Annotated in this window: 26 protein-coding genes; 12 read left to right on the forward strand and 14 right to left on the reverse strand. The window is 74.8% G+C overall.

Annotated features, from left to right (window positions below; translation table 11 throughout):
- Positions 1–69 precede the first annotated feature (69 nt).
- From A8711_RS27970 to A8711_RS27985, 4 genes are read right to left on the reverse strand one after another with little or no spacing between them, the layout of a single operon-like run.
- Entirely contained in the window at positions 70–1,293 is a 1,224-nt protein-coding gene (locus tag A8711_RS27970; RefSeq protein WP_064446156.1) for a dolichyl-phosphate beta-glucosyltransferase, read from the reverse strand.
- 3 nt (positions 1,294–1,296) lie between these two features.
- Positions 1,297–3,714, reverse strand: coding sequence for a glycosyltransferase family 39 protein (locus tag A8711_RS27975; protein WP_069089843.1), 2,418 nt, complete (start codon positions 3,712–3,714; stop codon positions 1,297–1,299).
- 45 nt (positions 3,715–3,759) lie between these two features.
- Positions 3,760–5,292 carry a cell wall metabolism sensor histidine kinase WalK gene (locus A8711_RS27980; protein ID WP_069089844.1) on the reverse strand — a complete coding sequence of 511 codons (1,533 nt, stop codon included), beginning with the start codon at positions 5,290–5,292 and terminating at the stop codon, positions 3,760–3,762.
- On the reverse strand, positions 5,270–6,016 hold the full coding sequence (locus tag A8711_RS27985; RefSeq protein ID WP_064446159.1) for a response regulator transcription factor: 747 nt from the start codon (positions 6,014–6,016) through the stop codon (positions 5,270–5,272). Before A8711_RS27985 ends, A8711_RS27980 begins: the two co-directional genes overlap by 23 nt.
- Before the next feature lie 137 nt (positions 6,017–6,153).
- Between A8711_RS27985 and A8711_RS27990 the strand changes: the two genes are divergently transcribed.
- A complete protein-coding gene (locus A8711_RS27990; protein WP_069089845.1) occupies positions 6,154–7,047 on the forward strand; it encodes an SDR family oxidoreductase in 894 nt (297 codons plus the stop codon).
- Positions 7,044–7,841 carry an alpha/beta fold hydrolase gene (locus A8711_RS27995; RefSeq protein ID WP_064446161.1) on the forward strand — a complete coding sequence of 266 codons (798 nt, stop codon included), beginning with the start codon at positions 7,044–7,046 and terminating at the stop codon, positions 7,839–7,841. Before A8711_RS27990 ends, A8711_RS27995 begins: the two co-directional genes overlap by 4 nt.
- A 3-nt stretch (positions 7,842–7,844) precedes the next feature.
- On the opposite strand, the gene A8711_RS28000 is transcribed toward A8711_RS27995, so the two are convergent.
- Entirely contained in the window at positions 7,845–8,069 is a 225-nt protein-coding gene (locus A8711_RS28000) for a hypothetical protein (protein ID WP_043324550.1), read from the reverse strand.
- Positions 8,070–8,199: 130 nt separating this feature from the next.
- Between A8711_RS28000 and A8711_RS28005 the strand changes: the two genes are divergently transcribed.
- Together A8711_RS28005 and A8711_RS28010 are read left to right on the forward strand one after the other, a co-directional pair.
- Entirely contained in the window at positions 8,200–9,150 is a 951-nt protein-coding gene (locus A8711_RS28005; RefSeq protein ID WP_064446162.1) for a serine/threonine-protein kinase, read from the forward strand.
- An 80-nt stretch (positions 9,151–9,230) separates the two neighbouring features.
- Positions 9,231–9,659, forward strand: a complete 429-nt coding sequence (locus A8711_RS28010; RefSeq protein ID WP_013285994.1) for an OsmC family protein — start codon at positions 9,231–9,233, stop codon at positions 9,657–9,659.
- A 4-nt stretch (positions 9,660–9,663) separates the two neighbouring features.
- Here A8711_RS28010 and A8711_RS28015 read toward each other — a convergent pair whose 3' ends face one another.
- Positions 9,664–10,614: an endonuclease/exonuclease/phosphatase family protein gene (locus A8711_RS28015; RefSeq protein WP_043324556.1), complete on the reverse strand. Its 951-nt coding sequence runs from the start codon at positions 10,612–10,614 to the stop codon at positions 9,664–9,666.
- Between the two features lie 352 nt (positions 10,615–10,966).
- Here A8711_RS28015 and A8711_RS28020 point away from each other — a divergent pair, with 352 nt between their 5' ends.
- Complete coding sequence (locus A8711_RS28020) at positions 10,967–11,806, forward strand: hypothetical protein (RefSeq protein WP_069089846.1); 840 nt, start codon at positions 10,967–10,969, stop codon at positions 11,804–11,806.
- A gap of 10 nt (positions 11,807–11,816) precedes the next feature.
- Here the strand turns inward: A8711_RS28020 and A8711_RS28025 are convergent, their stop codons facing one another.
- The 5 genes from A8711_RS28025 to A8711_RS28045 form a co-directional block, all read right to left on the reverse strand.
- Positions 11,817–12,302: an ATPase gene (locus A8711_RS28025; RefSeq protein ID WP_069089847.1), complete on the reverse strand. Its 486-nt coding sequence runs from the start codon at positions 12,300–12,302 to the stop codon at positions 11,817–11,819.
- A gap of 117 nt (positions 12,303–12,419) precedes the next feature.
- Positions 12,420–12,866, reverse strand: a complete 447-nt coding sequence (locus tag A8711_RS28030; RefSeq protein WP_030504307.1) for a response regulator — start codon at positions 12,864–12,866, stop codon at positions 12,420–12,422.
- A gap of 70 nt (positions 12,867–12,936) precedes the next feature.
- Complete coding sequence (locus A8711_RS28035) at positions 12,937–13,284, reverse strand: STAS domain-containing protein (protein ID WP_043324561.1); 348 nt, start codon at positions 13,282–13,284, stop codon at positions 12,937–12,939.
- A gap of 77 nt (positions 13,285–13,361) precedes the next feature.
- Positions 13,362–14,408 carry a B12-binding domain-containing protein gene (locus A8711_RS28040; RefSeq protein ID WP_043330192.1) on the reverse strand — a complete coding sequence of 349 codons (1,047 nt, stop codon included), beginning with the start codon at positions 14,406–14,408 and terminating at the stop codon, positions 13,362–13,364.
- Entirely contained in the window at positions 14,405–16,165 is a 1,761-nt protein-coding gene (locus A8711_RS28045) for a PP2C family protein-serine/threonine phosphatase (RefSeq protein WP_069089848.1), read from the reverse strand. Before A8711_RS28045 ends, A8711_RS28040 begins: the two co-directional genes overlap by 4 nt.
- A 257-nt stretch (positions 16,166–16,422) precedes the next feature.
- Between A8711_RS28045 and A8711_RS28050 the strand changes: the two genes are divergently transcribed.
- Together A8711_RS28050 and A8711_RS28055 are read left to right on the forward strand one after the other, a co-directional pair.
- A complete protein-coding gene (locus tag A8711_RS28050) occupies positions 16,423–16,767 on the forward strand; it encodes an STAS domain-containing protein (RefSeq protein ID WP_043324565.1) in 345 nt (114 codons plus the stop codon).
- Between the two features lie 43 nt (positions 16,768–16,810).
- Positions 16,811–17,158 carry an STAS domain-containing protein gene (locus A8711_RS28055; protein ID WP_233514741.1) on the forward strand — a complete coding sequence of 116 codons (348 nt, stop codon included), beginning with the start codon at positions 16,811–16,813 and terminating at the stop codon, positions 17,156–17,158.
- Between the two features lie 74 nt (positions 17,159–17,232).
- On the opposite strand, the gene A8711_RS28060 is transcribed toward A8711_RS28055, so the two are convergent.
- On the reverse strand, positions 17,233–17,547 hold the full coding sequence (locus tag A8711_RS28060; RefSeq protein WP_069089850.1) for a hypothetical protein: 315 nt from the start codon (positions 17,545–17,547) through the stop codon (positions 17,233–17,235).
- Between the two features lie 183 nt (positions 17,548–17,730).
- On the opposite strand from A8711_RS28060, the gene A8711_RS28065 reads away from it, so the two are divergent.
- The 3 genes from A8711_RS28065 (at position 17,731) to A8711_RS28075 (ending at position 20,684) form a co-directional block, all read left to right on the forward strand.
- Positions 17,731–18,702 carry a DUF2267 domain-containing protein gene (locus A8711_RS28065; protein WP_069089851.1) on the forward strand — a complete coding sequence of 324 codons (972 nt, stop codon included), beginning with the start codon at positions 17,731–17,733 and terminating at the stop codon, positions 18,700–18,702.
- 71 nt (positions 18,703–18,773) lie between these two features.
- Positions 18,774–19,562 carry a spermidine synthase gene (locus tag A8711_RS28070; RefSeq protein WP_176722899.1) on the forward strand — a complete coding sequence of 263 codons (789 nt, stop codon included), beginning with the start codon at positions 18,774–18,776 and terminating at the stop codon, positions 19,560–19,562.
- Positions 19,563–19,601: 39 nt separating this feature from the next.
- A complete protein-coding gene (locus A8711_RS28075) occupies positions 19,602–20,684 on the forward strand; it encodes an AI-2E family transporter (protein ID WP_043324573.1) in 1,083 nt (360 codons plus the stop codon).
- Between the two features lie 25 nt (positions 20,685–20,709).
- Here the strand turns inward: A8711_RS28075 and A8711_RS28080 are convergent, their stop codons facing one another.
- A complete protein-coding gene (locus A8711_RS28080) occupies positions 20,710–22,008 on the reverse strand; it encodes an NAD(P)/FAD-dependent oxidoreductase (protein WP_064446170.1) in 1,299 nt (432 codons plus the stop codon).
- Between the two features lie 92 nt (positions 22,009–22,100).
- Here A8711_RS28080 and A8711_RS28085 point away from each other — a divergent pair, with 92 nt between their 5' ends.
- Positions 22,101–22,295 (forward strand): hypothetical protein, encoded by a 195-nt coding sequence (locus tag A8711_RS28085; RefSeq protein ID WP_043324577.1) that lies wholly within the window; start codon positions 22,101–22,103, stop codon positions 22,293–22,295.
- On the opposite strand, the gene A8711_RS28090 is transcribed toward A8711_RS28085, so the two are convergent.
- The gene (locus tag A8711_RS28090; RefSeq protein ID WP_043330194.1) at positions 22,285–22,800 is read right to left on the reverse strand and encodes a GNAT family N-acetyltransferase; all 516 of its coding nucleotides are present in this window, start codon (positions 22,798–22,800) and stop codon (positions 22,285–22,287) included. The two genes, A8711_RS28085 and A8711_RS28090, sit on opposite strands and share 11 nt — an antisense overlap.
- 832 nt (positions 22,801–23,632) lie before the next feature.
- Between A8711_RS28090 and A8711_RS28095 the strand changes: the two genes are divergently transcribed.
- Positions 23,633–24,105, forward strand: a 473-nt coding sequence (locus A8711_RS28095; RefSeq protein WP_069089853.1) for a C39 family peptidase, incomplete at its 3' end; no start/stop codon positions are given.

The raw sequence follows: 24,105 nt of genomic DNA on the forward strand, positions 1-24,105 counted from the left end.
AGTTGACGGTGCCGGCGCCCGGCGTGTCGCGCCGCCAACCTCATGATCGACGGGGTGTTCGGGGTGGGGTCAGGGGCGGTGGTGCATGGCCAGGCGGAGCAGGAGGAAGCGCAGGGCTGTCGCGGCCAGGTTGGCCGCCACCAGCACCACCAGCTCCAGGCTGCGGCTCGGGCGTGTGGCGGCGTGCAGCAGGGCCAGTGAGCCGCTGGTCAGGGCCAGGCCCAGCGCGAACGCCAGCAGGCCCTGGAGGTGGTGGCGGCCGGCGTGCCGCCGGCCGCTGACCCCGAACGTGAGCCGCCGGTTGGCCGCCGTGTTCGCCACCGCCGTGAGCAGCAACGCCAGCAGGTTCGCCGGCTGCGCCCCGAGCGGTCCGCGGGCCAGCAGGAACAACAGCAGGTACGCGAGCGTGCTCGCCACGCCCACCGCGGCGAACCGGACCAGCTGGCGCGGCAGTCCGGCCGGCACGCGCGCCGGCGGGGCCGGCAACGGTCCCCGGCCGAGCTGGGCGCGCAGCTGCGCCAGCGGCAGCGCCCCGGTGGCCAGCGCCCGGCCCAGCCGGCCGATGCCCCGCAGGTCGGCCAGCGCGGTGGCGACGATGTCGACGCGGCTGTCCGGGTCGTCCACCCAGTCCACCGGCACCTCGTGGATGCGCAGCCCGGCCCGCTGCGCCAGGACCAGCAGCTCGGTGTCGAAGAACCAGCCGGTGTCGCGTACCAGCGGCAGCAGCCCGGCCGCCACGTCGGCGCGGATCGCCTTGAACCCGCACTGGGCGTCGGAGAACCGCGCCGCGAGCGTGCCGCGCAACAGCAGGTTGTAGCCGCGCGAGATGACCTCCCGCTTGGCGCCCCGGACCACCCGGCTGGTCCGCGCCAGCCGGGTGCCGATGGCCAGATCCGAGTGCCCGGAGATGAGCGGCGCGACAAGCGGCAGCAACGCGGCCAGGTCGGTGGACAGGTCCACGTCCATGTACGCGAGCACCGGCGCGGGCGAGGCCGACCACGCGGCGCGCAGCGCCCGCCCACGGCCCTTCTCGTCCAGGCGCAGCACCCCCACCTCGGGCAGCTCGTCGGCGAGCGCCCGGGCAACCTCCGGGGTGCCGTCCACGCTGGCGTTGTCGGCCACCGTGATCCGGAACGGGTACGGAAAGTGCGCGGTCAGGTGCGCGTGCAGCCGCCGGACGCAGGGGCCGAGGTCGGTCTCCTCGTTGTAGACCGGGACCACCACGTCCAGCACCGCGCTGCCGGCGGCGGGCCGGGCCCGCACGGCGGCCCGGGGCGCGTACGTGTCAGTCATCGCTCAGCCCTGCTTTCCGCTGCTCAGGTCGTACACGGTCACGCCGTCGACGGTGGTCGCGGTGAAGTTCTCGGCGACCCAGGCGGCGATCTCGGCCGAGGCGTTGCTGCCGCCGTTGGCCCGGAACCCGCCGCCGCCGAGGAAGTAGTGGATCCGCCCGTCGGCGACGTACCGCTGGAACTGGGCGAGCGTCGGCGACGGATCGCTGCCGTTGAAGCCGCCGATCGGCATGACCGGCCGCCCGGTGGCCAGCTGGTAGCCGGAGGCGTTGTTCGAGCCGACCGTGGCGGCGACCCAGGTGTAGTCGTCGGCGTCGGCGGTGAGCAGCGCGGTCATCTCGGCGCTCGGCTCGCGGGCGTCGAGCAGCCCGCCCATGCCGCCGCCGCGCTGCCCCCGGCCGTCCGGTCCCGTGCCACCCTCCGGACCGGCGCCGCCGTCCTGACCGGTGCCGCCGGGCGCGCCCGGAGCCGAACCACCGCCCGGGAAGCCGGGGAATCCGCCGGCGTTCGCTCCGCCGCCCGGGCCGGTGCCGTCCGGACCCGTGCCGCTGGAGCCGGTGCCGTTCGGGAAACCCGGGAAGCCCGGGAACTGCCCGTTCCCGCCGCCTGGGCGACCGGGGAACTGCCCGTCCCCGCCGCCCGGCATCCGCCCGCCCGGGCCGCCCGGGCCGCCGAAGCCCCCCGCTCCGGCCGGTCCGGCGCTCGGAATGGCACCGCTGTGCGGGGTGGCAGCGGTCTGCATCGCGTACGCGGCCGGCCCGGCCAGCGCCACCGCGATCCCGGCGACGGACACCACCGGCACCAGCCACCGCACGACCCGCCCGGCAAACCCGCCCCGGTGCCCCGCCGCCACCCCCATGCCGGAGTTGACCAAGGAGTTTGCGTCAGCCTGAACGCCGTTCCCGGACACAAACTCCTTGATCAACGGGGTGGGCGGGGAGGCGGGAGGGGGCGGGGAGGCGGGAGAGGGCGGGACGGGCCGGCGGGGGCCGGTGGTGAGGAACGCCGGTGCGGCCAGGAGGACGGCTGCGGTCAGGCCCACTGCGAGCACCGTGGGGCGCAGCCAGGGGTACCAGTCGGGGGTGCGGCCGAGCAGGTGCCAGGACCACCAGGCGGTGACCGCCAGCGTGGCGGCCAGGACAAGCGTGGCGGCGAACCCACGCCACCGGGCCGCTGCGGCCTGGCCAGGTGCAGCCGAAGCGGCGCCGGCACGGGCCCGCCACAGCGCTGTGACGCCGATGCCGACCAGCGCGCCGACCGCCGGGGCCAGGGCGACCGTGTAGTAGGCGTGGAAGATGCCGGACATGAAGCTGAAGATCACTCCGGTGACCAGCAGCCAGCCGCCCCAGAGCAGCAGACCGGCCCGGGTCCGGTCGGTACGCGGTGCCCGCCCGGCCAGCCACAGCCCGGCGACCAGCAGGATCAGCGCGGCCGGCAGCAGCCAGGAGATCTGCCCGCCGACGTCGGTGTCGAACATCCGCAGCAGCCCGGTCTGACCGGAGAACGGTCCACCGCCGCCGGGCCGTCCGCCGCCACCGCCGACGCTGCCCACCTCGTCGCCGGTGATCCGGCCCAGGCCGTTGTAGCCGAGCGTCAGCTCCAGGATGCTGTTGTTCTGCGAGCCGCCGACGTACGGGCGGGCGCTCGCCGGCACCAGTTCGACGATCGCCACCCACCAGCCGGCGGAGACGACCACGGCGAGCCCGGCCAGCAGGAGCTGGCGGATCCGCCGTCCGAGGCCGGTCGGCGCGGCCAGCAGGTAGACCCCGGCGAAGACCGGGATCACCAGGAACGCCTGGAGCATCTTGGTGAGGAAGCCGAACCCGACGAGCACGCCGGTCAGCGCGATCCACCGGGTGCTCGCCGTCTCGACCGCGCGCACCGTCGCGTACGCGGCGGCGACCAGCAGGAACACCAGCAGCGCGTCCGGGTTGTTGAACCGGAACATCAGCGTCGCCACCGGGGTGAGCGCGAGCACCGTCCCGGCGAGCAGTCCGGCGGCCGGGCCGTACCAGCGGCGGACCGTCGCGTACAGCACGCCGACCGAGGCGACGCCGAGCAGCGCCTGCGGCACCAGGATCGACCAGCTGCTCAAGCCGAAGATCCGCACCGAGAGCGCCATCAGCCAGAGCGAGGCCGGGGTCTTGTCCACCGTGATCGAGTTGGCCGCGTCGGACGAGCCGTAGAAGAACGCGGTCCAGTTCTGCGACCCGGCCTGCACGGCGGCCGAGTAGAAGGCGTTGGCCCAGCCGGAGGCGCCCAGACCCCACAGGTAGAGCAGCGCGGTGGCGGCCAGCAGGCCGAGCAGCGCCGGGCGGGCCCAGCGGTCGGCGCGGGTCTCCTCCGGTACGGGCGCGGGGGCCGGCTCGGCGCCGGGTGGACCGGCCGTGGGCGGGGTCGGCAGGCTCTCGGTTCTGTCCATGCCGGCAAGCCTCGGAGCGTCCGCTGGCCCGCTGCCGTGAGTGACCTATGCGTCTGCTGTGGATCCGGGCAGCCAGACCGTGAACGCGGTGTGGCCGGGCCGGCTGACCACGTCGACCCGGCCGTGGTGGGCCTCCACCACGGCGGCGACGATGGCCAGGCCGAGGCCGGTGCTGCCCTGCGCGCGGGAGCGGGAGCTGTCGCCGCGGGCGAAGCGCTCGAAGACCTCCGGCTGCAACTGTTCCGGGATGCCCGGTCCGTCGTCGGTGACGCGCAGCTCGACGCCGCCGGCGGCGGGCGCCAGCCGGACGGTGACGGTGGTGCCGGCCGGGGTGTGCACCCGCGCGTTGGCGAGCAGGTTCGCCAGCACCTGGTGCAGCCGGTGGGCGTCGCCGGTGACGGTGAGCGGCTCGTCGGGCAGGTCGAGCTGCCAGCGGTGGTCGGGGCCGGCGACGTGGGCGTCGCTCACCGCGTTCACCGCCGTGGCGGTCAGGTCGACCGGTTCGGCGGCGAGCGGGCGGCCGGAGTCCAGCCGGGCCAGCAGCAGCAGGTCGTCGACGAGGCTCGTCATCCGGGTGCTCTCCGACTCGACGCGGCGTAGCGCGTGCGCCACGTCGGGCGGGACCTCCTGGCGGCCCCGGCGGGCCACCTCGGCGTACCCCCGGATGGCCGCGAGGGGGGTGCGCAGCTCGTGGCTGGCATCGGCGACGAACTGGCGTACCCGGGTCTCGCTGGCCTGCCGGGCGGAGAGCGCGGCGGCGACGTGGCCGAGCATCCGGTTGAGCGCGCCGCCGACCTGCCCGACCTCGGTGCGGGGGTCGGTGTCGGCGGCCGGGACCCGCACCGACAGGGCGACCTCACCGCGATCGAGCGGCAGTTCGGTGACCCGGGCGGCGGTGGCGGCGACCCGGTTGAGCGGGCGCAGCGTGACCCGCACGATGAGCAGACCGAGGGCGCCGGCGATGACCAGGCCCGCGCCGATCACCCCGGCCTGCGCGACGATCATCCACATGACGGTGTCGTCCACCTGGGCCGTCGGGATCGCGAGGACCAGGATGTCGCCGTCGCCGCGCGGCGACCACATCGCGACCGCCCGGTACTCGCCGCGGTCACCGACGACGACGGTACGCGGGCGTTCGCCGACGGGTACGCGGGCCAGCGCGGTCAGGTCGGCGGCGGGCACCTCCTCACTGTCGCCGTTGCCGGAGCGGATCCGGCCGACGGGTTCGGCGGTGGCCGGCACCCGGACCGCGATCGAGCCTGGCGGGAAACCGCCCGGGGGCGCGGGCGCCACCTCGTCGGAGTCCGGCGGGGTGGGCCGCTGGTCCGGGCGCGGCGGATCCATGCCCCGCCGGGCCCAGCGTTCGAGGTCGTCCGGGCGGCGGTCGCCGAAAGTGAGCTGGTTGTCGATCTGGTTGATCAGGAAGTGCCGCAGCGCGACTGTGGTCAGGCCGCCGATGCCGAGGCTGACCAGCGCGAGCAGCGCCACCACGGAGAGCACGAGCCGGCGGCGCAGCGACCAGCCGGCCAGGCGGCGGCGCAGCCGGCCGCGGGCGTCACTCGGCGGGCTTGAGGACATAACCCGCCCCGCGCAGCGTGTGGATCATGGGCGCGCGGCCCGCGTCGATCTTCTTGCGCAGGTACGAGATGTACAGCTCGACCACGTTGGCCTGGCCGCCGAAGTCGTAGTTCCAGACCCGGTCGAGGATCTGCGCCTTGCTGAGCACGCGGCGCGGGTTGCGCATCAGGTAGCGCAGCAGCTCGAACTCGGTGGCGGTGAGCGTGATCAGGTCGTCGCCGCGGCGTACCTCGTGGCTGTCCTCGTCGAGGGTGAGGTCGCCGACGGTGAGCACCGCCTCCTGGCGGGCGGCGACCGCGAAGCCGGAGCGGCGCAGCAGCGCACGCAGCCGGGCGATGACCTCCTCCAGGCTGAACGGTTTGGTGACGTAGTCGTCGCCGCCGACGGTGAGCCCGGCGACGCGCTCCTCCACGGCGTCGCGAGCGGTCAGGAACAACACCGGCACGCTCGGCGACTCCTCGCGCAGGCGACGCAGCACCTGGAAGCCGTCCAGGTCGGGCAGCATCACGTCGAGCACCACGGCGTCCGGGCGGAACTGGCGGGCGGTGCTGATCGCCGCCATCCCGTTGCCGGCGGTCGCGACCTGCCAGCCCTCGTACCGCAGGGCCATGGCGAGCAGATCGGTGAGCGTCGGCTCGTCGTCGACCACGAGCACCCGCACCGGCTCGCCGTCCGGTCGGTGCAGCTCGATGCGGCCCTGCGCGGCCTGCCCGTTCATGACCATGCCCCCATCGTGGGCGGACCCGCTGTCGCCGGGCTGTCCCGATCCTGTGTACCAGCTGTGCGCGCCGGCCGACTTCGAATCCGGGCAGGTCCGGCCGGGTCTTCCACACCCGGGCTACCCGGTGGTAACTTCCCGGCATGTCCATCGACGGTCGTTTTTCCGGCCGGTTGGCCGGCAAGGTGCTGCTGGTGACCGGCGCGGCCCGGGGCATCGGCGAGCACACCGCCCGCCTCGCCGCCGCACGCGGCGCGCGGTTGTCACTGGTCGGGCTGGAACCCGACCGGCTGGCCGCGCTCGCCGCCGAGCTGGGTCCCGGGCACGTCTGGTTCGCCGCCGACGTCACCGACCAGCAGGCGCTGGCCGAGGCGGTCGACGGTACCGTGGCGGCGCTGGGCGGGATCGACGCGGTGGTCGCGAACGCCGGGGTGGCCAACCGCGGCACGATCGCCGTCGGCGACGTCGAGGCGCTGGTGCGTACGGTCGAGGTCAACCTGATCGGGGTGATGCGCACCGCCGCCGCGACCGTGCCGGCGCTCGTCGACCGGGGCGGCTACCTGCTCATCGTGTCCTCGGCCGCGGCGTTCGCCGCGCTGCCCGGCATGGCCGCCTACTGCGCCTCCAAGGCAGGCGTCGAGCAGTTCGGCAACGCGATCCGCCTGGAGCTGGCGCACCGGGGCGTGGCGGTGGGCACCGCCCATCCGTCGTGGGTGGACACCGACCTGGTCCGCGAGGCGCGCGCCGACCTGCCGGCCTTCGAGACGGCGCTGACGAAGCTGCCGTGGCCGCTGCGGCGTACCACGACGGTGGCCGAGTGCGCCGAGGCGTTCGTCCGGGCGATCGAGCGGCGCAGCCGCCGGGTGTACGTGCCACGCGCCGTCGCCGGCGTGCAGGCCGTGCGCTCGGTGCTGGTCAGTCCGCTGGCCGACCGGCTGGTGGGCCGCACCGCCCGGGCCACCGTGCCGCTGATCGAGGAACAGGCCCGCGCGTTGGGGCGGGGCTTCGGCCCCAGCACGCCGCAGGGACGGCCGTGACCGCGCCGGTGGAGGTCGTCTACGAGCGGCGCGGCGCCGGGCCCACGCTGGTGCTGCTGCACGGCATCGGTCACCACGGCGGCGCCTGGCGGCCGGTGCTGGACCGGCTCGCGCAGGCGCACGACGTGATAGCCGTCGACCTGCCGGGCTTCGGCCGCTCCCCGGTGCCCGCCACCGGGCTGCCCGCCGACATGCCCGGCCTGACCGCGGCCATGGTCGAGCTGTTCGCCGCGTTCGGGCTGGAGCGCCCGCACGTCGCGGGCAACAGCCTCGGCGGGGCGATCGCGCTGGAACTCGCCGCGCTCGGCGCGGTCTCGTCGGCCACCGCGCTGTCCCCGGCCGGGTTCTGCACCGCCCGCGAGCTGCGCTGGGCGCTGACCGTGCTCGCCCTGCACCGCAACGCGGCCCGGCTGCCCGAGCCGGTGCTGCGCCGCCTGTTCGCCGCGCCCGCGCTGCGGATGCTGGCGATGGGCATGATCCTGGCCCGGCCCAACCGGATGACCCTCGACGACGCGGTCGCCGACGCCCGCGCGCTGCGCCAGGCGCGGGCGTTCCGCGCCGTCGCGCGCGCCGGCCGGGGGTACGCCTACGCGGGCGCGCCGACGGTGCCGGTCACCGTGGCGTGGGGCACCCGGGACCGGATCCTGCCCTACCGGCAGGCGGCGCTGGCGCGTACCCGGCTGCCCGCCGCGCGGCACCTGGACCTGCCCGGCTGCGGCCACGTGCCGATGCACGACGATCCGGAGCTGGTCGCCTCGGTCATCCTCGGCACCACCGGCGTCCGGGCGGGCTGAGCCTCACTCGGTCGCGCCGAACGGGAACGTGTGCACGTACCGCATGGTCCAGCCGCCCGCCGCGGCGTGCTCGTCGCGTTCGTAGAGGTGGTCGGCCACCCCCTCGGCCGGCTCCTCGGGATGCCGCAGCACCCACCGGGGCGGTGGCCCGCCGTCCGGCCCCGCGGGCAGGTCCCGGGTCAGCTCGTCGGCCGGACCGCCGACGAACCGTACGCGCACCGAAGCCACCGCTGTCCTCCCTGTGTCGACCCCTCGCCGCGAAGCTACCCCGCCGGAATGGAAACCCCCGCCGGTTTGCACAGCTCCGGGGCCGGGTAGCGGGACCGGAGGGCACACCGGACGAGGCGAGGAGTGGGCGATGCGGACGCTGGGCGGGCGGTACGAGCTCGAACAGCGGGCCGGCCTGGGTGGCATGTCGGAGGTCTGGCGGGCGCACGACCGTGTGCTGGACCGGACCGTCGCGGTGAAGCTGATCTCGCCCCGGCTCGACGGCGAGGCCGGCTCGGTGGAGCGGATCCGGGCCGAGGCGCGCTCGGCGGCTCGCCTGGTGCACCCGAACGTCGCGAGCGTGCACGACTTCGGCACCGCCACGCTGCCCGACGGCCGGCCGGCGCCGTACATCGTGATGGAGCTGGCCGAGGGCGAGACGCTCGCCGCGCACCTGCGCGCGGGGCCGCTGGACTGGCGGATCGCGGCGCGGGTCTGCGCCGAGGTGTGCGCCGCGCTCGCGGCCGCGCACGCGCACGGCATCGTGCACCGGGACGTGAAGCCCGCGAACGTGATCCTCACCCCGTGCGGGGTGAAGGTGCTCGACTTCGGTATCGCCACCCCGGCCGGCGCGCCGGACCACACTCCGGACGGCGTGGTGGTGGGCACCCCCGCCTATCTGGCGCCGGAGCAGCTCGACCGGCAGCCCGCCACCCCGGCCGCCGACATGTACGCCCTCGGCGTGCTGCTCTACTACTGCCTCACCGGTCACCTGCCGTACGAGGCGGACAGCACCACCCGGCTGCTCGGGCCGGGGGGACGCCGGCCCGAGCCCCGGCCGCTGCCCGACGTTCCCGGGCTGCCGCCCGAGGTGGCCGACCTGTGCCGCAGCTGCCTCGACGCCGACCCGGCGGCCCGGCCGACCAGCCCGATGGCCGCGCTGCTGCTGGCCGAGGCGGTGGACGCCCGGGTGTACGTGCCGATGAGCGCGGTGCTGCCCCGCCAGCGCGCGGAGCAGGTCTCGCCGTGGACCAGCCGGGCGGCCGCCGAGGCCACCGAGGCGATGGCCGTCGACGCCGCGCCGAGCGGCCGGGTCGGCTGAGCGCTCCTACTGCCGACCCGGGCGCGGTTTCGCTGCTCGGGGTCCGGGAACGCGGTCCGGTGAGTGACGGGAGGAACGCGATGCCGGATCCGAGTTCCTGGCTGGCCGAGACGGCCACGGCGACCGCGGCGGGCGGTCACGTACGCACCGACGACGGCGGTCTCTCCTCCGCCCTGGCGTCCCCGCTGGCGCCGCACTGCACCGGTCTGACGCCGGAGCAGCTCCTGGCCGCGGCGTTCGCCTCCTGCCTGCACCACGCGGCGGTGGAGGCGGCCGGGGAGATCACCGACGAGGCGCACACCGTGCAGGTGACCGCAGAGGCGAAACTGGGCCGCGACGACGACGGCCGTTACCGGGCCGACGTGCACGCCGAGATCTCCTCGGCGGGACTGACCCGGGATCAGCTGGCCGACCTGGTCGCGTACGCCGACCGGCTCTGGCCGTTCTCCAGCGGCGACCCGAGCCGGCACCGGCTCACGGTGACCCCGGCGGAGAACGGCCGGCACTGAGCGCTCACCAGCGGAAGCCGGCGGTCACCGCGCGGTGGTCGCTGTCCGGGGTGTGCAGCACCCCGGCAGTGGTGGGGGTGAGTCCCCGGTAGAGGACGTGGTCCGGTCGGGTCACCGGTAGCTCCGCCGGCCAGGTGAAGCCGAATCCCTGCCCGGCCTCGGCCTGAGCGTCGCGCAGCAGCCGGGTCAGCGGGTCGAAGACCCGGTCGGTGGTGGCGGTGTTCAGGTCGCCGAGCACCACCAGCCGCTCCGCCGGGTCGGCGCGTACGGCGTCGGCCAGCGCGGCGACGGTCTGGTCCCGGGTGGCGGTGTGCCCGGCGCGCGCGGAGCCGAGGTGGACGACGTACACGGTCAGGTCGCCCCGGGGGGCGGCCACCACGGCGCGCAGCGCGCGGTCCCAGCCCAGCCCGGTGTCGATGCCGTGCGCCTCCCGGATCGGCCACCGGCTCCACAGCGCGACCGTCGACACCACCGCGCGGTGCGGGTACCGGCCGGCGAGGACCGGCGCCACCCGGTCGCCGTCGGCGACCTCCTGGAGCCCGATCAGGTCCGGTCCGTCGCCGGCGAGCGCGCCCACCGTGGCGGCCGGGTCGGGGTTGCCGACACGCAGGTTCTGGCTGGCCACCCGCACCGAGGCGCCCGCCGCGCCGGCCGCCGGGGGCAGCCACGCGCGCCCGTACAGGCCGGCCCAGACCAGCGCCGGCAGCAGCACCGCCAGCAGCGCCGGGCGGGAGCGGCGCAGCAGCGCCGCGAGCGCGAGCACCGGTACGCCGAGGCCGAGCAGCGGAACGGCGCTGTCCAGCAGGCTGCCCAGCCCGTGCACGTTCGGCACCGCCCGATGGCCGGCGAGCAGCGCCGCGAGCAGCCCGGCGCAGGCGATGACGACGAGTCCGCGCCGCCTCCGGCGGCCGGACGGCTCTCCGGGGCCACGCTCGTCGGCCTTCTGCTCGGTCACCGTCGGAATCGTAACGAGCGCCCGGGTCACCGTGCCGGGGCCTCGCCATGATCCACAGCGGTCGCCGCCATCCGGGGCGGTCGATGCTTCCGGTCGGCGGACCGCCGCGCCGGGCGGGCCGCTCGACCAGCCTGCCCTCCTCCGAACGGTGGAGGGCGGCGCGCGGCCCGGGTTGCTCGTGCTCGCGTCCGCTTTCCCGGCCTTAAGCCGACATGAGGCATGTTCCGGGTACGCGAGGTTCGCTTGTTTGGTGATCGGCCGAGTGAATTGTCGGCCGCGAATCCGGCAGATTGTGGCGCATGCCACCAATCACCCCGATGGCAACGGGCCGGAAGCTCTCTAGCCTCGGCGGGTGCCTCCCGACCATCCCTCCCACCAGCCGCTGCCCGCCAACCGCCCGGTTCGCCGAACGATTGACCCGGCATCAGCCGAACGGAGAGTGGGGCGTCACCGCGCCCCGGAGCAGCCCCGGCGCGGCCCGGCCCGCTCCGTACCGGGCCGGATCGCGGTGGCCACCGGCGTCACCTGCTGCCTCGGCCTGATCGGCGTAGCAGGCGTCGGCGAAGCCGGCCCCGCGCGGCTGGACGTACGCGAGGCGGTCGCCGACCGGACCGCCGCCGAGCAGCGGGCCTCCCGCGACTTCACCCGCCTCGCGCCACCTGTCGCCGCGGCGCCGGTCCTGCCCGCCCCGGCCGCCACGCCGAGCCCGGCCGCGTCGACGAAGAAGCCGCCGCGCAAGCCCGCCCGCCCGAAGAACCCGCGGCCGGTCGCCGGGCTGGACCAGCGGCAGATGAACAACGCGAAGATCATCGTGGATGTGGGGCGGGACATGGGCATGCCCCGCCGGGCGCTCGTCGTGGCGGTGGCCACCGCGATGCAGGAAAGCAACCTCTACAACCTGGCCAGCGACGTGCTCCCGGAGTCCTTCGACCACCCGCACCAGGGCAGCGGCTCCGACCACGACTCGGTCGGGCTGTTCCAGCAGCGCCCCAGCAGCGGCTGGGGCACCGTCGCCCAGCTCATGCGACCCTCGTACGCGGCCCGCGCCTTCTACACCGCCCTGCGCGAGGTGCCCGGCTGGGCGGACATGAGCGTCACCGCCGCCGCCCAGGCGGTGCAGGTGTCCGCGTACCCGGACGCGTACGCCCGGCACGAGGACCGGGCCGCGACGATCGTGGCGGCGCTGACCTGACCCGGACCGGTCAGGCGGCGCCACGCCCGGCGCCGGGCCGCACGCCCGCGGCGGCGGTCGGGGTGTCCACCGGCACCCGCTCGCCGCGCGCGCCGGCCAGGATCTCGTCCACCCGGGACTCGCGGCGACGCCGTGCCAGCAGGGCCGCCTCGAACTCGCGGCGGGCCCGCAGAGCGTCGGCGTACGCCTCCTCCCGCAACCGGCGGGCCTCCTCGCGGGCGGCCTCCAGCTCGGCGCGGGCGGTGGCCAGCAGCTCGGCGGCCTCCCGCTCGGCCGGCGACGGGCGGGCCGCCTCCGGGCCCTCGACCGGCGCGGTCCGCCGGTGCAGGAAGTCGCACAGGTGCAGGGCGTCGGACCGGATCTGATCCCACTCCCGGCCGGCCCCGGCGGCGCCCTCCGCCCGCGCCGCCAGCCGCCCCAGCCGCAGGCTCAGCTCGTCGAGGCAGGAATCCACCTGACGCCTGTCGTATCCGGTCTCCACCACCGAGAACCTCATGCGTCGCCCCCCAGGCAGCCGGTGTTCGTCCCCACTGCCGATCCTGCGGGCCGGTCGCTCACGGGCGGGGCCGTTCCCACAAAATGTTCAGGATGCGGAGGCCCGGACTTCCCGCACCTACTGGTGCTTCGGGAGCACGACCACCCGGCCGAAGAACTCGTCGATGCGGCGTACCACGTCGTTGAAGTCGTCCAGGTCGATCGGCTTGGTCACGTACGCGTTGGCCTGCAACGTGTAGCTGCTGACCACGTCGGTGTCGGCGTTGGAGGTGGTCAGCACCACGATCGGGATGGTCCGCAGGCTCTCGTCGCCCTTGACCTCGCCGAGCACCTGCCGCCCGTCCATCCGGGGCATGTTCAGGTCGAGCAGGATCACGTCCGGACGCTGCGCCTCGGCGTGCCGGCCCTCGCGCCGGAGGAACTCCATCGCCTCCTGACCGTCGGCGACCACGTCGATGACCTTGTCGACGTCGGAGTCGGCGAGCGCCTCCTCGATCATCAGGACGTCACCCGGATCGTCGTCCACCACCAGGATGCGAACCGGGCTCGGGCTGCTCTGACCCATCGTCTTACCTGCTTGTCTCGAGGAGGGCGGCCGGCCGCACGGCCGGTTGCTGGCGGGGAAATGTACCGGATCAGGAGGCGGCCGGCGCGGCCGGGTCGACGGTGTCACGGGCGTACCGGAGCACCTCGGCCAGCCCGGTCACCTGCAGCACCCGGGCCACCCGGCCGGTCGCCCCGGTCAGGCGCAGCCAGCCGCCGTCGGCGGCGACGAGATTGTCCCCGCGCACGAAGGCGGCGATGCCGGTGGAGTCGCAGAAGGTCAGCTCGGCGAGGTCGAGCAGCAGCTCGCGCTGACCCTCGGCGATCAGCCGGTCGATCGCCGAGTTCAGCTCGGGGGCCGTGCCCAGGTCGAGCTCACCGGCGAGCCGGAGGCAGACACCGCCCCCGTCCCGCTGGGCGTACGTGACGGTGAACGTCACCCTGGCCCCCCTCGCTCCCCACCGCAGGCGAACGCTTGCAGTAGTGCAAGTATATGGGACGGCCCATCCGGGTGCCGTCAGCGGCCCGCCGCAGACAGGCCGCCGACCAGAGCCCGGGACCGGTCGAGGAAACCGGCCGCGCGCGGGAAGTCGCGCAACTGCTGTCCATAGTGCTCCAGCGTCAGGCCGACCGCCCCCGCCGGCACCCCGCGGCTGACCAGGATCTCCACCAGCCACTCGACGAACGCGGTGAACAGCGTCCCGTCGTCCACATAGAGCGCGGCGGCCAGGAAGTCCACGATGTAACCGAGGTCGCTGATCGTGGAGTCGAGCTGCGCCGGGGTGTAGCCGGACACCGACGGCACCCGCTCCCGCAGGTCGGCCAGGGCGCTGTCGATCAACTCGCCGCGCCGCTTGACCAGGCTGGCGTACTCGTCGTCGGCCAGGTGGTCCAGCCGGGCCGGCGGCGCCGCACGCAGCGCCCGCTCGTCGGCCACCAGGTCGGCCGCGGCCGGCGCGTCCGGCGCCCACGGCACACCCAGCACACGCGCCCAGCGGCCGTCCTCGCCGAAGCCCCGGCCACCCACCACCACCGGCACGTCGGAACGGCGGCACGCCTCCACCATCCGGTGGGCGTGCGGCAGCCGCATCGGCAGCGCGCAGGCCAGCGCCACCGCCTCCGCGTCGTAACGGTGCAGGTAGGAGACCAGGTGGGCGGCGGGCACGCTGGCGCCGAGGAAGACGACCTGCCAGCCGCGCAACCGCAGCACCTCGGCCACCAGCCGGGCCGGCAGCGCGTGCCACTCGCCGTCCATGCAGGCCATCACGATCCGTCCCCGCGTCGGCCGGGGATCGGCGTACGCGGCCACCGCCGCCACCACCCGCTCGCTGATGTGCGTGGCGGCGTGCTCCTCGGCGACGCTCCACTCGTTGCGCGCCCACCGTTCGCCCACCTCGGCCTGCGCCGGCGCGACCAGGTCGAGCAGCACCCGCTCGGCGGGCACGCCCGCCTCCAGCAGCCCCACGGCCACCGCCACGGCGGCGGACTCGTCCGCGTCGGCCAGGCACTCCAGGTAGCGGGCGAAGGCGTGACCCGCATCGACCCCGACAGTCGGCACTGTCACGCGGACCACTCCCTCGTCAGCTCGGCCGCGGCCGGTTCCGGCACCGCGTGCAGGTGCCGGGGCGCCCGCCCGGCCGGGCCGGTCGCCCGCAGCGCCAGCACCGCTATGTCGTCGTGGTCGCCGTGCGCGAGCCAGTCACACGTCACCTGCTCGACCCGTTCGGCCAGCGCGGGCGCCGGCATCCGGTTACAGCCGGCCACGGCGTTGAGCAGCCGCTCGGCGCCGAACTGCTCGTCGCCGCGCCGGCCGCCCCGCGCCTCGGTCACGCCGTCGCTGTAGAAGAGGCAGGTCTCCCCCGGCGCCAGGCGCACGGTGACCTCGCCGATGCGGGGATCGGGCACCACGCCGATCAGCATGCCGCGCAACGGCACCACCTCGACGTCACCGGACTCCCGCAGCACCAGCGGGGGCAGGTGCCCGCCACCGGCCAGCGTCAGGGTCTGGCCGCCGTCGCGGTGCGGACGCGCCACGCCGAGGACCATGGTGGCGAACCGGCCCTGCCCGTGTGCCTGGGTGGTCTCCAGCAGCGCGTCGTTGAGCAGCTTCAGCAGCCGCCCGGGCTGGCTCTCGACCCGGTGCAGCGCCTGCAGGCACTGGCGCAGCTGGCCGGTGAAGACGGCCGCCTCCACGCCCTTGCCCGACACGTCACCGAGAAAGAAGACCGACCCGCCGTCGGTGAGCTGGTGCGAACCGTAGAAGTCGCCGCCGATGCGCATTCCGGCCTGCGCGGGCCGGTACGCGGTGCCCCACTGCACGCCGGTCGCGGGAGCCGGCTCGACCGGCAGCAGGCTGGCCTGCAGCGTGTCGGCGACCTCGGCCTGGTCGCGGTAGAGCAGAGCGGTGGTCAGCGCCGCGCCGGCCCGTGCCGCGAACGCGCGGATCAGGTCCACATCGGCCTCGTCGTACCAGCGGTCGGCGCGGCGGGCCACCAGCAGCGCGCCGGCCGGCGCATCCCGGCCGGGCAGCGGCACCACCCGGGCGACGGCGCCGGAGGTGCCCAGACCGGGCAGCCAACCCGCCTCGGCGGCCTGCTCGACCAGCCAGTCCAGCTCGTGCGGCTCGGCGCCGGACAGGCCGGCCTCGATGGCCACGGGCAGCGCCGGGACGGGCAGCACGCCGCTGTCCACCACGGGCGCCTGGTCGTCCGCGCGTACCGCCCGCCACCACCGGGACCGGCCGGAGCGGGGGGCGAGCACCAGGACCGCCACGTCGGCCGTCGTCGGCACGGCGAGGCGGACCACGGCCGCGGCCGCCCGGTCGGGGTGCAGCGGGTTGCCGAGCTTCTCGCCGACCACGGCGAGGAACGCCGAGCGGGCCCGCTCGGCCAGCAGCGCGTCGGCCCGGCTGACGCTCTCGGTGACGTCCTCGACGTACCAGCAACGCCGGTGACCGGACAGCGCGACCGGCCGTACGCGCAGCCGTCGCCCATGGTGGGTGAACTCCGCCGGGCCGTCGCCGCGCAGCGCGTCCACGCCCGCCGCGGCGAGCAGCTCGCCGGCGGTCACCTCCGGGACCAGGCGCTCCGCGACGGGGCTCACGTGCCGCACGACACCGTCGGCGTCGCAGACGACAAGGCCCTCCCGGAAGTGCTCGACGACCTCGGACCAGTCCGGGACGGCGGGGCCGCGGTCGGCTGCCAGCGGCGGCAGGGCAGGCGTCGCCGCAGCGGCGGCGGACCACGCCGGGACCCGTGCGGCACTCGGCGTGGAGATCCGTCCGTCGCCCGGGTCGGCACCCCTGACGTCGGCAGCAGTCACCAGCTGAGCCCCACTCTCCTCGTCGGCACCCCCGGGGCGCCGCACGGCGCCTGTGGCCACATCTCTTCGCCCCACACTACGCCGGTATGCCGGTACCGCCACCCAGCCGACGCTGCTGGGGCGTCCCGCGCGCGCCCAGCGGGGCGGTGCCGCTGTTGTTACGATCCAGGCATCCCTGCCCGACCGGCAGCGTGCGGAAAGGCGTGATGGTGGTTCCTCAACGCAGAAGGTCCGAGGCGACCCCGCTGAGCATCTCCGTGGATCGTTCCGACCCTGCCGTCCCGGTGATCGGCGTCGGCGGCGACCTGGCCTACGCCACCGCGGCGCCGCTGCGCGCGGAGGTCGACCGGCTGCTCGCCGGGCGTCCCGCGACGCTCGTGCTCGACTTCGCCGACCTGCTGTTCCTGGACAGCACCGGCCTGTCCGTGATCGTGCACGCCTGGCGGGAGGGGCAGCAGGTCGGCACCCGGATCGAGCTGCGCGCGGTCCCGCGGTTCCTGGAGACCATTCTCGACCTGACCGGCGTCACCGGCCTGCTCGACCGTGCGCCGGTCGACGACCGGACCGGGCCGCCCGCCACGGGTTCGGCCGCCTCCGCGTGACCCCGGGGGTTTCCCGCCGGGGTCCGGCTGGGAACATGGGAGCGTGCCCTCCCAGATGCTGACCATCGAGGTGGACCGGCTCGACGCCGGCGCCGTCCGGGTGCGGCTGGCCGGTGAGCTGGACTACGACACCGCCCCGGAACTGGTCGAGGCCGTTGCGCGGCTTCGCCGCGACGGCTGCCAGGAGGTGGAGCTCGACTTCGGCGGCGTGGTCCTCTGCGACTCGTCCGGGCTGAGCGCGCTCGTGGTGATCCACCGCTCCGGCACCGGCGCGGTCCGGCTGCGCAACACCAATCCGCAGGTACGGCATCTGCTGGACCGCACCGGCCTGGCCGAGCTGCTGGCCGCCCCGCCCCGCGACGTGACCGGCGGCGCCCGCGAGGTGGGCTGACCGCGCGGCACGCCGTTGCCGGGAAGGGGTGGCCCCCGGCCCTGGGACCAGGGGCCGGGGGCCGGGAGGATGGCTCAGGCGGCGGGCGCGGCCTGCCGGCGCGGGCCGGTGGTGTGCGGCTCTCCCACGATCGGGGCCTCGGCGTCCTCCGGCGCGCCGGAATCGGGCGTCTGGAACAGGTAACGGACGAAGTCTCCGGTAACACCGTCGTCGTCCGCGCCCGGCCACTGCCCGACGCAGTCGACGCCGATCACCTCACGCCCGGTGCCGTCGTGGTGCTCCAGCAGCGCCCAGAGGGTCACCGGGTAGCAGCGGGTGACGTCCGGGCCGATCCGCCAGCGGGCGTACCACCCGGGACGGGCGGGGACGATCTCCACGATCCGTTTCATGTCGACCTGCCCTTCCGCGTGCGTCGGAAGTTGTCCGGTCCATCCGATCCTGCCGCCCGCCGGGGTGAGCGCTCCTCACCCGCAGCGAGTGAAGCCTCCGCCGGGCGGGCCTCCCGTTAGCTTCCCGGCAGCGCCGGGAACGCGGTCGGCGCAAGCGCAACCGACCAGGAACGAGGTGCGACGATGCGCAAGCAGATGGAGGGCGACAACCAGCGCCGCCGGGCTCTCGCCCGCGAGGCCCGCGAGCGAGGGCTGCGGCCGAGCCAGACCGGCGCCAGCCTGAGCGCGTCCAAGCAGGTCACCTCGCTGGACCGGCACGACCGGTCCGGCCCGCCGCCGGCCGGACGGCACAAGCCGGACACCACGCGCGGCGGTCCCGCGCCGCCGCCGGTCGCCGTCGCGGAGCAGCAGCGCCCGCTGCCGGACCCGACGCCGTCACCCGGGGTCTCGATGAGCTACCGGGATCTCGTCGACGACGTGAGCCGGCGCGCCGGGGTGGACTTCACCACGGCCAAGGTCGCCGCGGAGGGCACCGTGCTGGCCCTGGCCCAGGCACTGGACGAGGTGGAACGGGAGCGACTGCTGGAGGCGGTGCCGCTGACCCTGCACGACGTGGTGCCGGTCTACGGTATGGAACCCCGCCGCGACCTGCCCGGATTCCTGGCCGAGGTCGGCCGCTACAGCCGCCTCACCCCGGAGCAGGCGCGCTACCAGGCCGAGGCGACGCTCGCCGCGCTCAATGAGGCCGACGCGGAGCTGGTCGAGTCGCTGCGCGTACCCGACGAGTTGCGTGACCTGCTCGGGCCGACCGACTTCGGCGGCGGCCTGGTGGGCGCGTCCTCGGCCACCGCGCCACTGACCGAGCCGGAGCTGCGTGACGCGCTCGCGGCGCTGCCCTACTGGTCCAGCGACCGGCGGTCGCTGGTGCGCACGATCGAGTTGCCCGGCGGCAACCTGGACCGGGTGCTCGACCGGCTGGACCAGCTCAAGGCCGAGGCCGGGCGCGCGCCGCAGATCGGGCGGCCGGACCCGGACAACGCCGTGCTGACGGTCCGCACACAGCAGGTCGACGGCGTGACCGCGGCGGACGTCGACCTCGCGCACCGGGTGGACGCGGCAGTCGACGAGGCCGGCGCCGGGATGGCGGCCGGCTGACCCGGCGGCGGAACGGTCCCGGTCCCCCGCGGGCCGGGGCCATCCGTGGCCGGGCGGTACCGTGTGCCGCCGTGGATCACGACGACACCGAGACCCTGGAGATCGTGGTGGACCCGGCCCGCCCGTCCGGGCGCACGCTGCTGGCCGACGGGGTCGAGCAGTCGTACGTGGACGTGGCCGACGCCCGGTACCTGCACTTCGAGTACGTGCGGCGGATCGCCGCCGCGATCGACCTGGCCGCCCCGCGGGGCGCGGCGCTGACGGCGCTGCACCTGGGCGGGGGCGCGCTCACACTGCCGCGCTGGCTCGCGCACACCCGGCCCGGTTCCGCGCAGCGGGTGATCGAGCGGGACCCGGGCGTGGTCGAGCTGGTCCGGCGGAAGCTGCCGCCGCTGCCGCCGAAGGTGGTGGTCGCGATCGGTGACGCCCGGGAGGCGGTCACCGAGGCGCCGTCCGGGGCGTACGACGTGGTGGTGGCCGACGTGTACCGGGCGGCCCGGATGCCCCCGCAGGTGGCGGCGGTCGAGTTCGCGACGCAGGTGGCCCGCGTGCTGCGCCCGGACGGCATCTATCTGATCAACCTCACCGACCTGCCGCCGCTGGCGCACACCCGGGGGCAGGTGGCCACGCTGCGGGCGGTGTTCGCCGACGTCTGCCTGGTGGCCGACCGGCGGATGCTGCGCGGACGGCGGTACGGCAACGTGGTGCTGGCCGCCTCGCCCACGCCGGGACGGCTGCCGGCGCGCCGGCTCGCCGCCCGGGCCGCCGCCGATCCGGTGCCCGGAACCGTGCTGCACGACGCGACGCTCGACGCGTTCGCCGCCGGCGCCCTCCCGGTCACCGACGCCGACCTGGGCTGAGCCGGGTTTTCCGCCCCGCGCGGCGGGTAGCCGCGCCGGATGAGCACCGCCGACGACCGGTCCACCGCGCGCCGGACGCTTGTCGTGATCGGGCTGGTCCTAGCCACGGTGGTCGGGCTGGCGCTGGTCTGGGCGACCCGGCGGGTGCTGGTGTGGGGTCTGGTGGCGGTGTTCTTCGCGGTCGCGCTGAAACCGCTCGTGGACCGCCTGCAGCGGCGCGTACGCCGCCGCGCGCTGGCCACGCTGCTGGTGTTCCTGGCCGCGTTCGCGCTGTTCGCCGCGGTCGGCGCGCTGATCCTGGTGCCGCTGGTGGACGAGGTGGCCCGCTTCGCCGACCGGCTGCCGGAGCTGGTGCGCGAGGCCCAGGCCGGGCGGGGACCGGTCGGGCGGCTGCTGGATCGCTTCCACCTGCTCCGGTACGCCGAGCCGGGCCAGCTGCGCCGGTTCGGCTCGCGGCTCGGCGACCCGACGGTCGGGGTGGTCCGCAGCGTGGCCCAGGCGGTGACCGCGCTGGTCACGGTGGTGGTGCTGGCGTACCTGATGGTGCTGGAGGCGCCGAAGATCGTCGCCGCGACGCTGCGGCTGGTCGGCGACGGCCCGGCGCGGCGGCTGCGGCGCATCGGCCGTGACTCGTCCCGGATCGTCACCGGCTACCTCAGCGGCAACGTGCTGATCAGCGTGATCTGCGGCGGCCTGACGTTCGTCGTGCTGTTCCTGCTCGGCGTGCCGTTCGCCGCGGTGATCGCGCTGACGGTCGCCGTGGTGGACCTGATCCCGCTGGTCGGCGCCACGCTCGGGGCGATCGCCGCGGCCGGGGCGGGATTCGTGCACTCCCCCACCGCCGGCATCGTGGTGCTCGTCTTCTTCGTGGTCTACCAGCAGGTGGAGAACCATCTGCTGCAGCCGGTCATCATGGCCCGCGCGGTGCGGCTCAACCCGTTGACGGTGCTGGTCAGCCTGCTGCTGGCGGTGGAGCTGGGCGGCCTGGTCGGCGCGCTGCTGGCGATCCCGGCGGCCGGCATCGCGCAGGTGCTGCTGCGCGAGTTCGTGCCGGCCGGGCGGCAGGCCCTGCCGGAGCCGGCCGACGGCGAGCCGGCGCAGCGGCCGCCGGCCGGCGGGTGAGGGCCGGCCGGCGGGTGCGCGGCGTTCAGCGGCGGCGGGCCAGCTCCGGTGACTCGCTCTCCAGCGGCACCGCGTTGGCCGGGACCAGGCCCAGTTGCACGGCGGGGCGGGGCAGAGTCGCGTCGAGCGCCCAGTCCGCGGCGACCCGGGGCCGGTTACCGGGCATGGCGAGCAGGTGGTAGCCGCGGGTGACGGCCTTGGCCGGCAGCCCGGCCAGCGGGACCTTCAGCGGGTTCGCCGCCGCGTCCTTGCCGCCCAGGTCCACCACCCAGCCCAGGTCGTGATGCTTGTACGACTTGCGCACGCCCTGACCGTAGGACGCGGCGATGTTGTGCGCGGCCAGCTTGCCCTGCCGCTGGGCGTGCTGCGCGGTCATCGCGCACACCTGCCCGGGGCGGGTCGGATCGGGCACGGCGGCGGCGTCGCCGCAGGCGAACACCTCCGGGAAGCCGGGGACGTTGAGGAACTCGTCGACCACCAGCCGGCCCTTCTCGGTGCGCAGCCCCAGCTCGGCCACGAACGGGTCGGGGCGTACGCCGACGCACCAGACGAGGCTGCACGTCGGGACGTACTCGCCGTCGGTGAGCATCACCCCGTCCGGGGTGGCCTCGGCGACCGATGTGTTCATCCGCACGTCCACGCCGCGCTTGCGCAGCACCCGGTCGGCGGTGACCGACATCCGCCGGTCCAGTTCGGGCAGCACCCGGGGCGCGAGGTCGAGCAGCATCCAGCGCGGCCGGACCTTCAGGTGCGGGCGCTGGGCCATCAGCCGGTCGGTGAACAGCTGCCCGTGCGCGGCCACCTCGGTGCCGGTGTAGCCGGCGCCGACCACCACGAACGTGGCGCGGGCCCGCTGCTCGGCCGGGTCGTCGGTCAGCTCGGCCAGCTCGATCTGCCGGACCACGTGATCGTGCAGGTACAGCGCCTCGGGCAGGCCGCGGAAGCCGTGGGCGTACTCGGTCACGCCGGGAATCGGCAGCAGCTTGTTGACGCTGCCGACGCTGAGCACGAGCCGGTCGTACGCGAGCTGACCGTGGTCGCCCTCGATCGAGCGGTAGCCGACCCACCGGTTCTGCAGGTCGACCCGGTCCGCCTCGCCGACCACCACGCGGACGCCGTCGAGCGTGCCGGCGAGCGGCACGGCGATCCGGGTCGGCTCCACCACGCCGGCCGCCACCTCGGGCAGCAGCGGCAGGTAGAGGAAGTAGTCGGTCGTGTTCAGCAGGACGATCTCGGCCCGGTCGCGGGCCAGTCGGCGCAACGTCTTGGCCGCGTGGTACCCGGCGAACCCGGCCCCCACGATCACCACACGTGGTTTCGTCATGCCTGCTGCCGTTCCCGGGCAGACCTGCGACAAACGTACCCAAGATCCATCCATCAGCGGCTATATGGACATTCCTCGCGATCGACGCGAGGATGTACCGCCTCCGCCGCGGGGTGCTGCCGGTCGGCGACGTCACCGAGGTGACCGTCGACCTGTCCAAGGACAACGTGTTCTTCGGTGTGCGAGCGGTGGACCGGGCCGGGCACCACAGTCCGGTCGCCTTCCCGAAGCCGGGCAGCTGGGGCTGCTCGGTTCGGCGGTGGCGCGGCTCGGGCGTCAGGCGGTGATCGCCCAGCGTTCGTGGTCGCGCCACGCGCCGTCGATGAACAGGTAGTCCGGGGAGAAGCCCTCCAGCCGGAAGCCGAGCCGACGCGCCAGCCGCTTCGACGGCTCGTTGCCGGGCTGGATGTTCGCCTCGAGACGGTGCAGACCGAGCGGCCCGAACGCGTACCCGATCACCAGCCGCACCCCGGCCGAGGCGTGCCCGGTCCCGGCGTACGGGTGGAACGCCGCGTATCCGAGGTAGCCGCCGCGCAGCGCGCCCCACACGATGCCGCTGATGTTCGCGTACCCGGCGATCTCACCGCTCTCCCGGTCGCAGAACAGGAACCCGGAACTGTCCCGCCGCCGGATCTTGCGTAGGTACGCCGCGTACAGCTGCGTGTCGTCCGGCGCGGACAGCCACGGATGGTGCAGATCACGGCTGCGCCGGGCGGCGGCGACGAACTCCGCCTCGTCGGCGGGGCGGGGGCGGCGGATGGCGACGCGGCCGTCGCTGCGCAGATATCGCACCGTCCCACTCTCGGCCACCGCCCCCACTCCGCCCCACCCGGGTCAGCTCCGCCACCCGCTGTCCTACTCACCGGGAGCACTGTTCCACTCCTCAGGACCACAAGAGATCTTGGAAGGAACGCGCCCCTATAGGGCCCATTTCGTTCCAAGATCTCACCCAGCACGAGGTCTCGTCCCGATCGGCAAGACCGCCAATCCGCCCTTCGGACGCGCCCACGCCCACGCCCACGCGATCTTGCAGTTACCGCCCAAGGCTTGCCTGTTTTGCGAGGTTTGCCGGGGCAATAAGTGCAAGATCGCGCACACATGGTGGATCTTGAGGGCTCTTGAGCTAGCGGACCCGTCGGCGATGTGCGGGCCGGGTCGTTTGGCGGTCGGTGTCCGGTTCGCTGTGTTGCGGGGCTGTGGTCGGTGCCACCGTCAGGGTGGAATCGGTGGTGGGCGCGGGGCGTTGTACATGGCTGACCCCGGGACACCGGGACGAGCGCCGAACACCAGCCGCCCGGCACCCCCGCGCGGGTCGCCAGGTCAGGGAATCGGCCCGGCCCGGACGTCGTTACATCCCCGAGCGACGGGCACGCCGCCGTCCCCGGGAATGGCCCCGGTCCGGTCGTGGTTACATCCCCAGACCCACGCCACCGGTCACCCCCCGGCTGGCAGCCACCGTCGGAGGGAATCATCCCCGGCCCGCAGGTCGTTACATCCCCCGAGCCGCGACGAGCAGGCCCCTTCCGGGCCGCCCGCGTGCCAGCCCCTCCACGGGCACCCCCCAAGACTTTCCCCCTTCGCGGCACCCCCGCCGCGTATCCCCCATTTCAGGGAGGCAACCATCATGGCTACCACTCTGCTGCGCAAGACCGTTCTGACCGCTGCCGGTGTCGTCGCCACCGCCGGTGGCATCGCCGGCCCTGCCATCGCCGCCCACGCCGCCCCGGCCGAGAAGGCCGCCATCGTCGCCGACCGCAAGAGCGGTCATGGTGAGCGTGAGCTGGACGTGCGCTACGAGGCGCAGCCGAACTTCTACTTCTGCGGCCCCGCCGCCGCCCGCAACGCGCTGAGCGTGCAGGGCAAGAACATCGACGTACACGCCATGGCCCGCGAGATGGGCACCACCGAAGCCGGCACCAACTCCATCAACGACATCACCCCGGTACTGAACAAGGAGACCGGTAAGGACGTCTACAAGTCCACCGAGATCCCCGTGGACAAGGCCCGCGACCGCGACAAGGTCGACAAGCTGCGCGCCGACGTGGTCAAGACCGTCGACGACGGCCGTGCCGTGGTGGCCAACATCGCCGGCACCGC

This window comes from Micromonospora sp. II (genome assembly GCF_001709195.1).
GTDB lineage: Bacteria > Actinomycetota > Actinomycetes > Mycobacteriales > Micromonosporaceae > Micromonospora > Micromonospora chalcea.

Bases quoted from the DNA above. Each gene is read 5' to 3' on its own strand.
- A8711_RS27970 (WP_064446156.1), bottom strand. From the start codon at position 1,293: ATGACTGACACGTACGCGCCCCGGGCCGCCGTGCGGGCCCGGCCCGCC.
- A8711_RS27975 (WP_069089843.1), bottom strand. From the start codon at position 3,714: ATGGACAGAACCGAGAGCCTGCCGACCCCGCCCACGGCCGGTCCACCC.
- A8711_RS27980 (WP_069089844.1), bottom strand. From the start codon at position 5,292: ATGTCCTCAAGCCCGCCGAGTGACGCCCGCGGCCGGCTGCGCCGCCGC.
- A8711_RS27985 (WP_064446159.1), bottom strand. From the start codon at position 6,016: ATGGTCATGAACGGGCAGGCCGCGCAGGGCCGCATCGAGCTGCACCGA.
- A8711_RS27990 (WP_069089845.1), top strand. From the start codon at position 6,154: ATGTCCATCGACGGTCGTTTTTCCGGCCGGTTGGCCGGCAAGGTGCTG.
- A8711_RS28005 (WP_064446162.1), top strand. From the start codon at position 8,200: ATGCGGACGCTGGGCGGGCGGTACGAGCTCGAACAGCGGGCCGGCCTG.
- A8711_RS28010 (WP_013285994.1), top strand. From the start codon at position 9,231: ATGCCGGATCCGAGTTCCTGGCTGGCCGAGACGGCCACGGCGACCGCG.
- A8711_RS28025 (WP_069089847.1), bottom strand. From the start codon at position 12,302: ATGAGGTTCTCGGTGGTGGAGACCGGATACGACAGGCGTCAGGTGGAT.
- A8711_RS28030 (WP_030504307.1), bottom strand. From the start codon at position 12,866: ATGGGTCAGAGCAGCCCGAGCCCGGTTCGCATCCTGGTGGTGGACGAC.
- A8711_RS28060 (WP_069089850.1), bottom strand. From the start codon at position 17,547: ATGAAACGGATCGTGGAGATCGTCCCCGCCCGTCCCGGGTGGTACGCC.
- A8711_RS28065 (WP_069089851.1), top strand. From the start codon at position 17,731: ATGCGCAAGCAGATGGAGGGCGACAACCAGCGCCGCCGGGCTCTCGCC.
- A8711_RS28075 (WP_043324573.1), top strand. From the start codon at position 19,602: ATGAGCACCGCCGACGACCGGTCCACCGCGCGCCGGACGCTTGTCGTG.
- A8711_RS28080 (WP_064446170.1), bottom strand. From the start codon at position 22,008: ATGACGAAACCACGTGTGGTGATCGTGGGGGCCGGGTTCGCCGGGTAC.
- A8711_RS28085 (WP_043324577.1), top strand. From the start codon at position 22,101: ATGTACCGCCTCCGCCGCGGGGTGCTGCCGGTCGGCGACGTCACCGAG.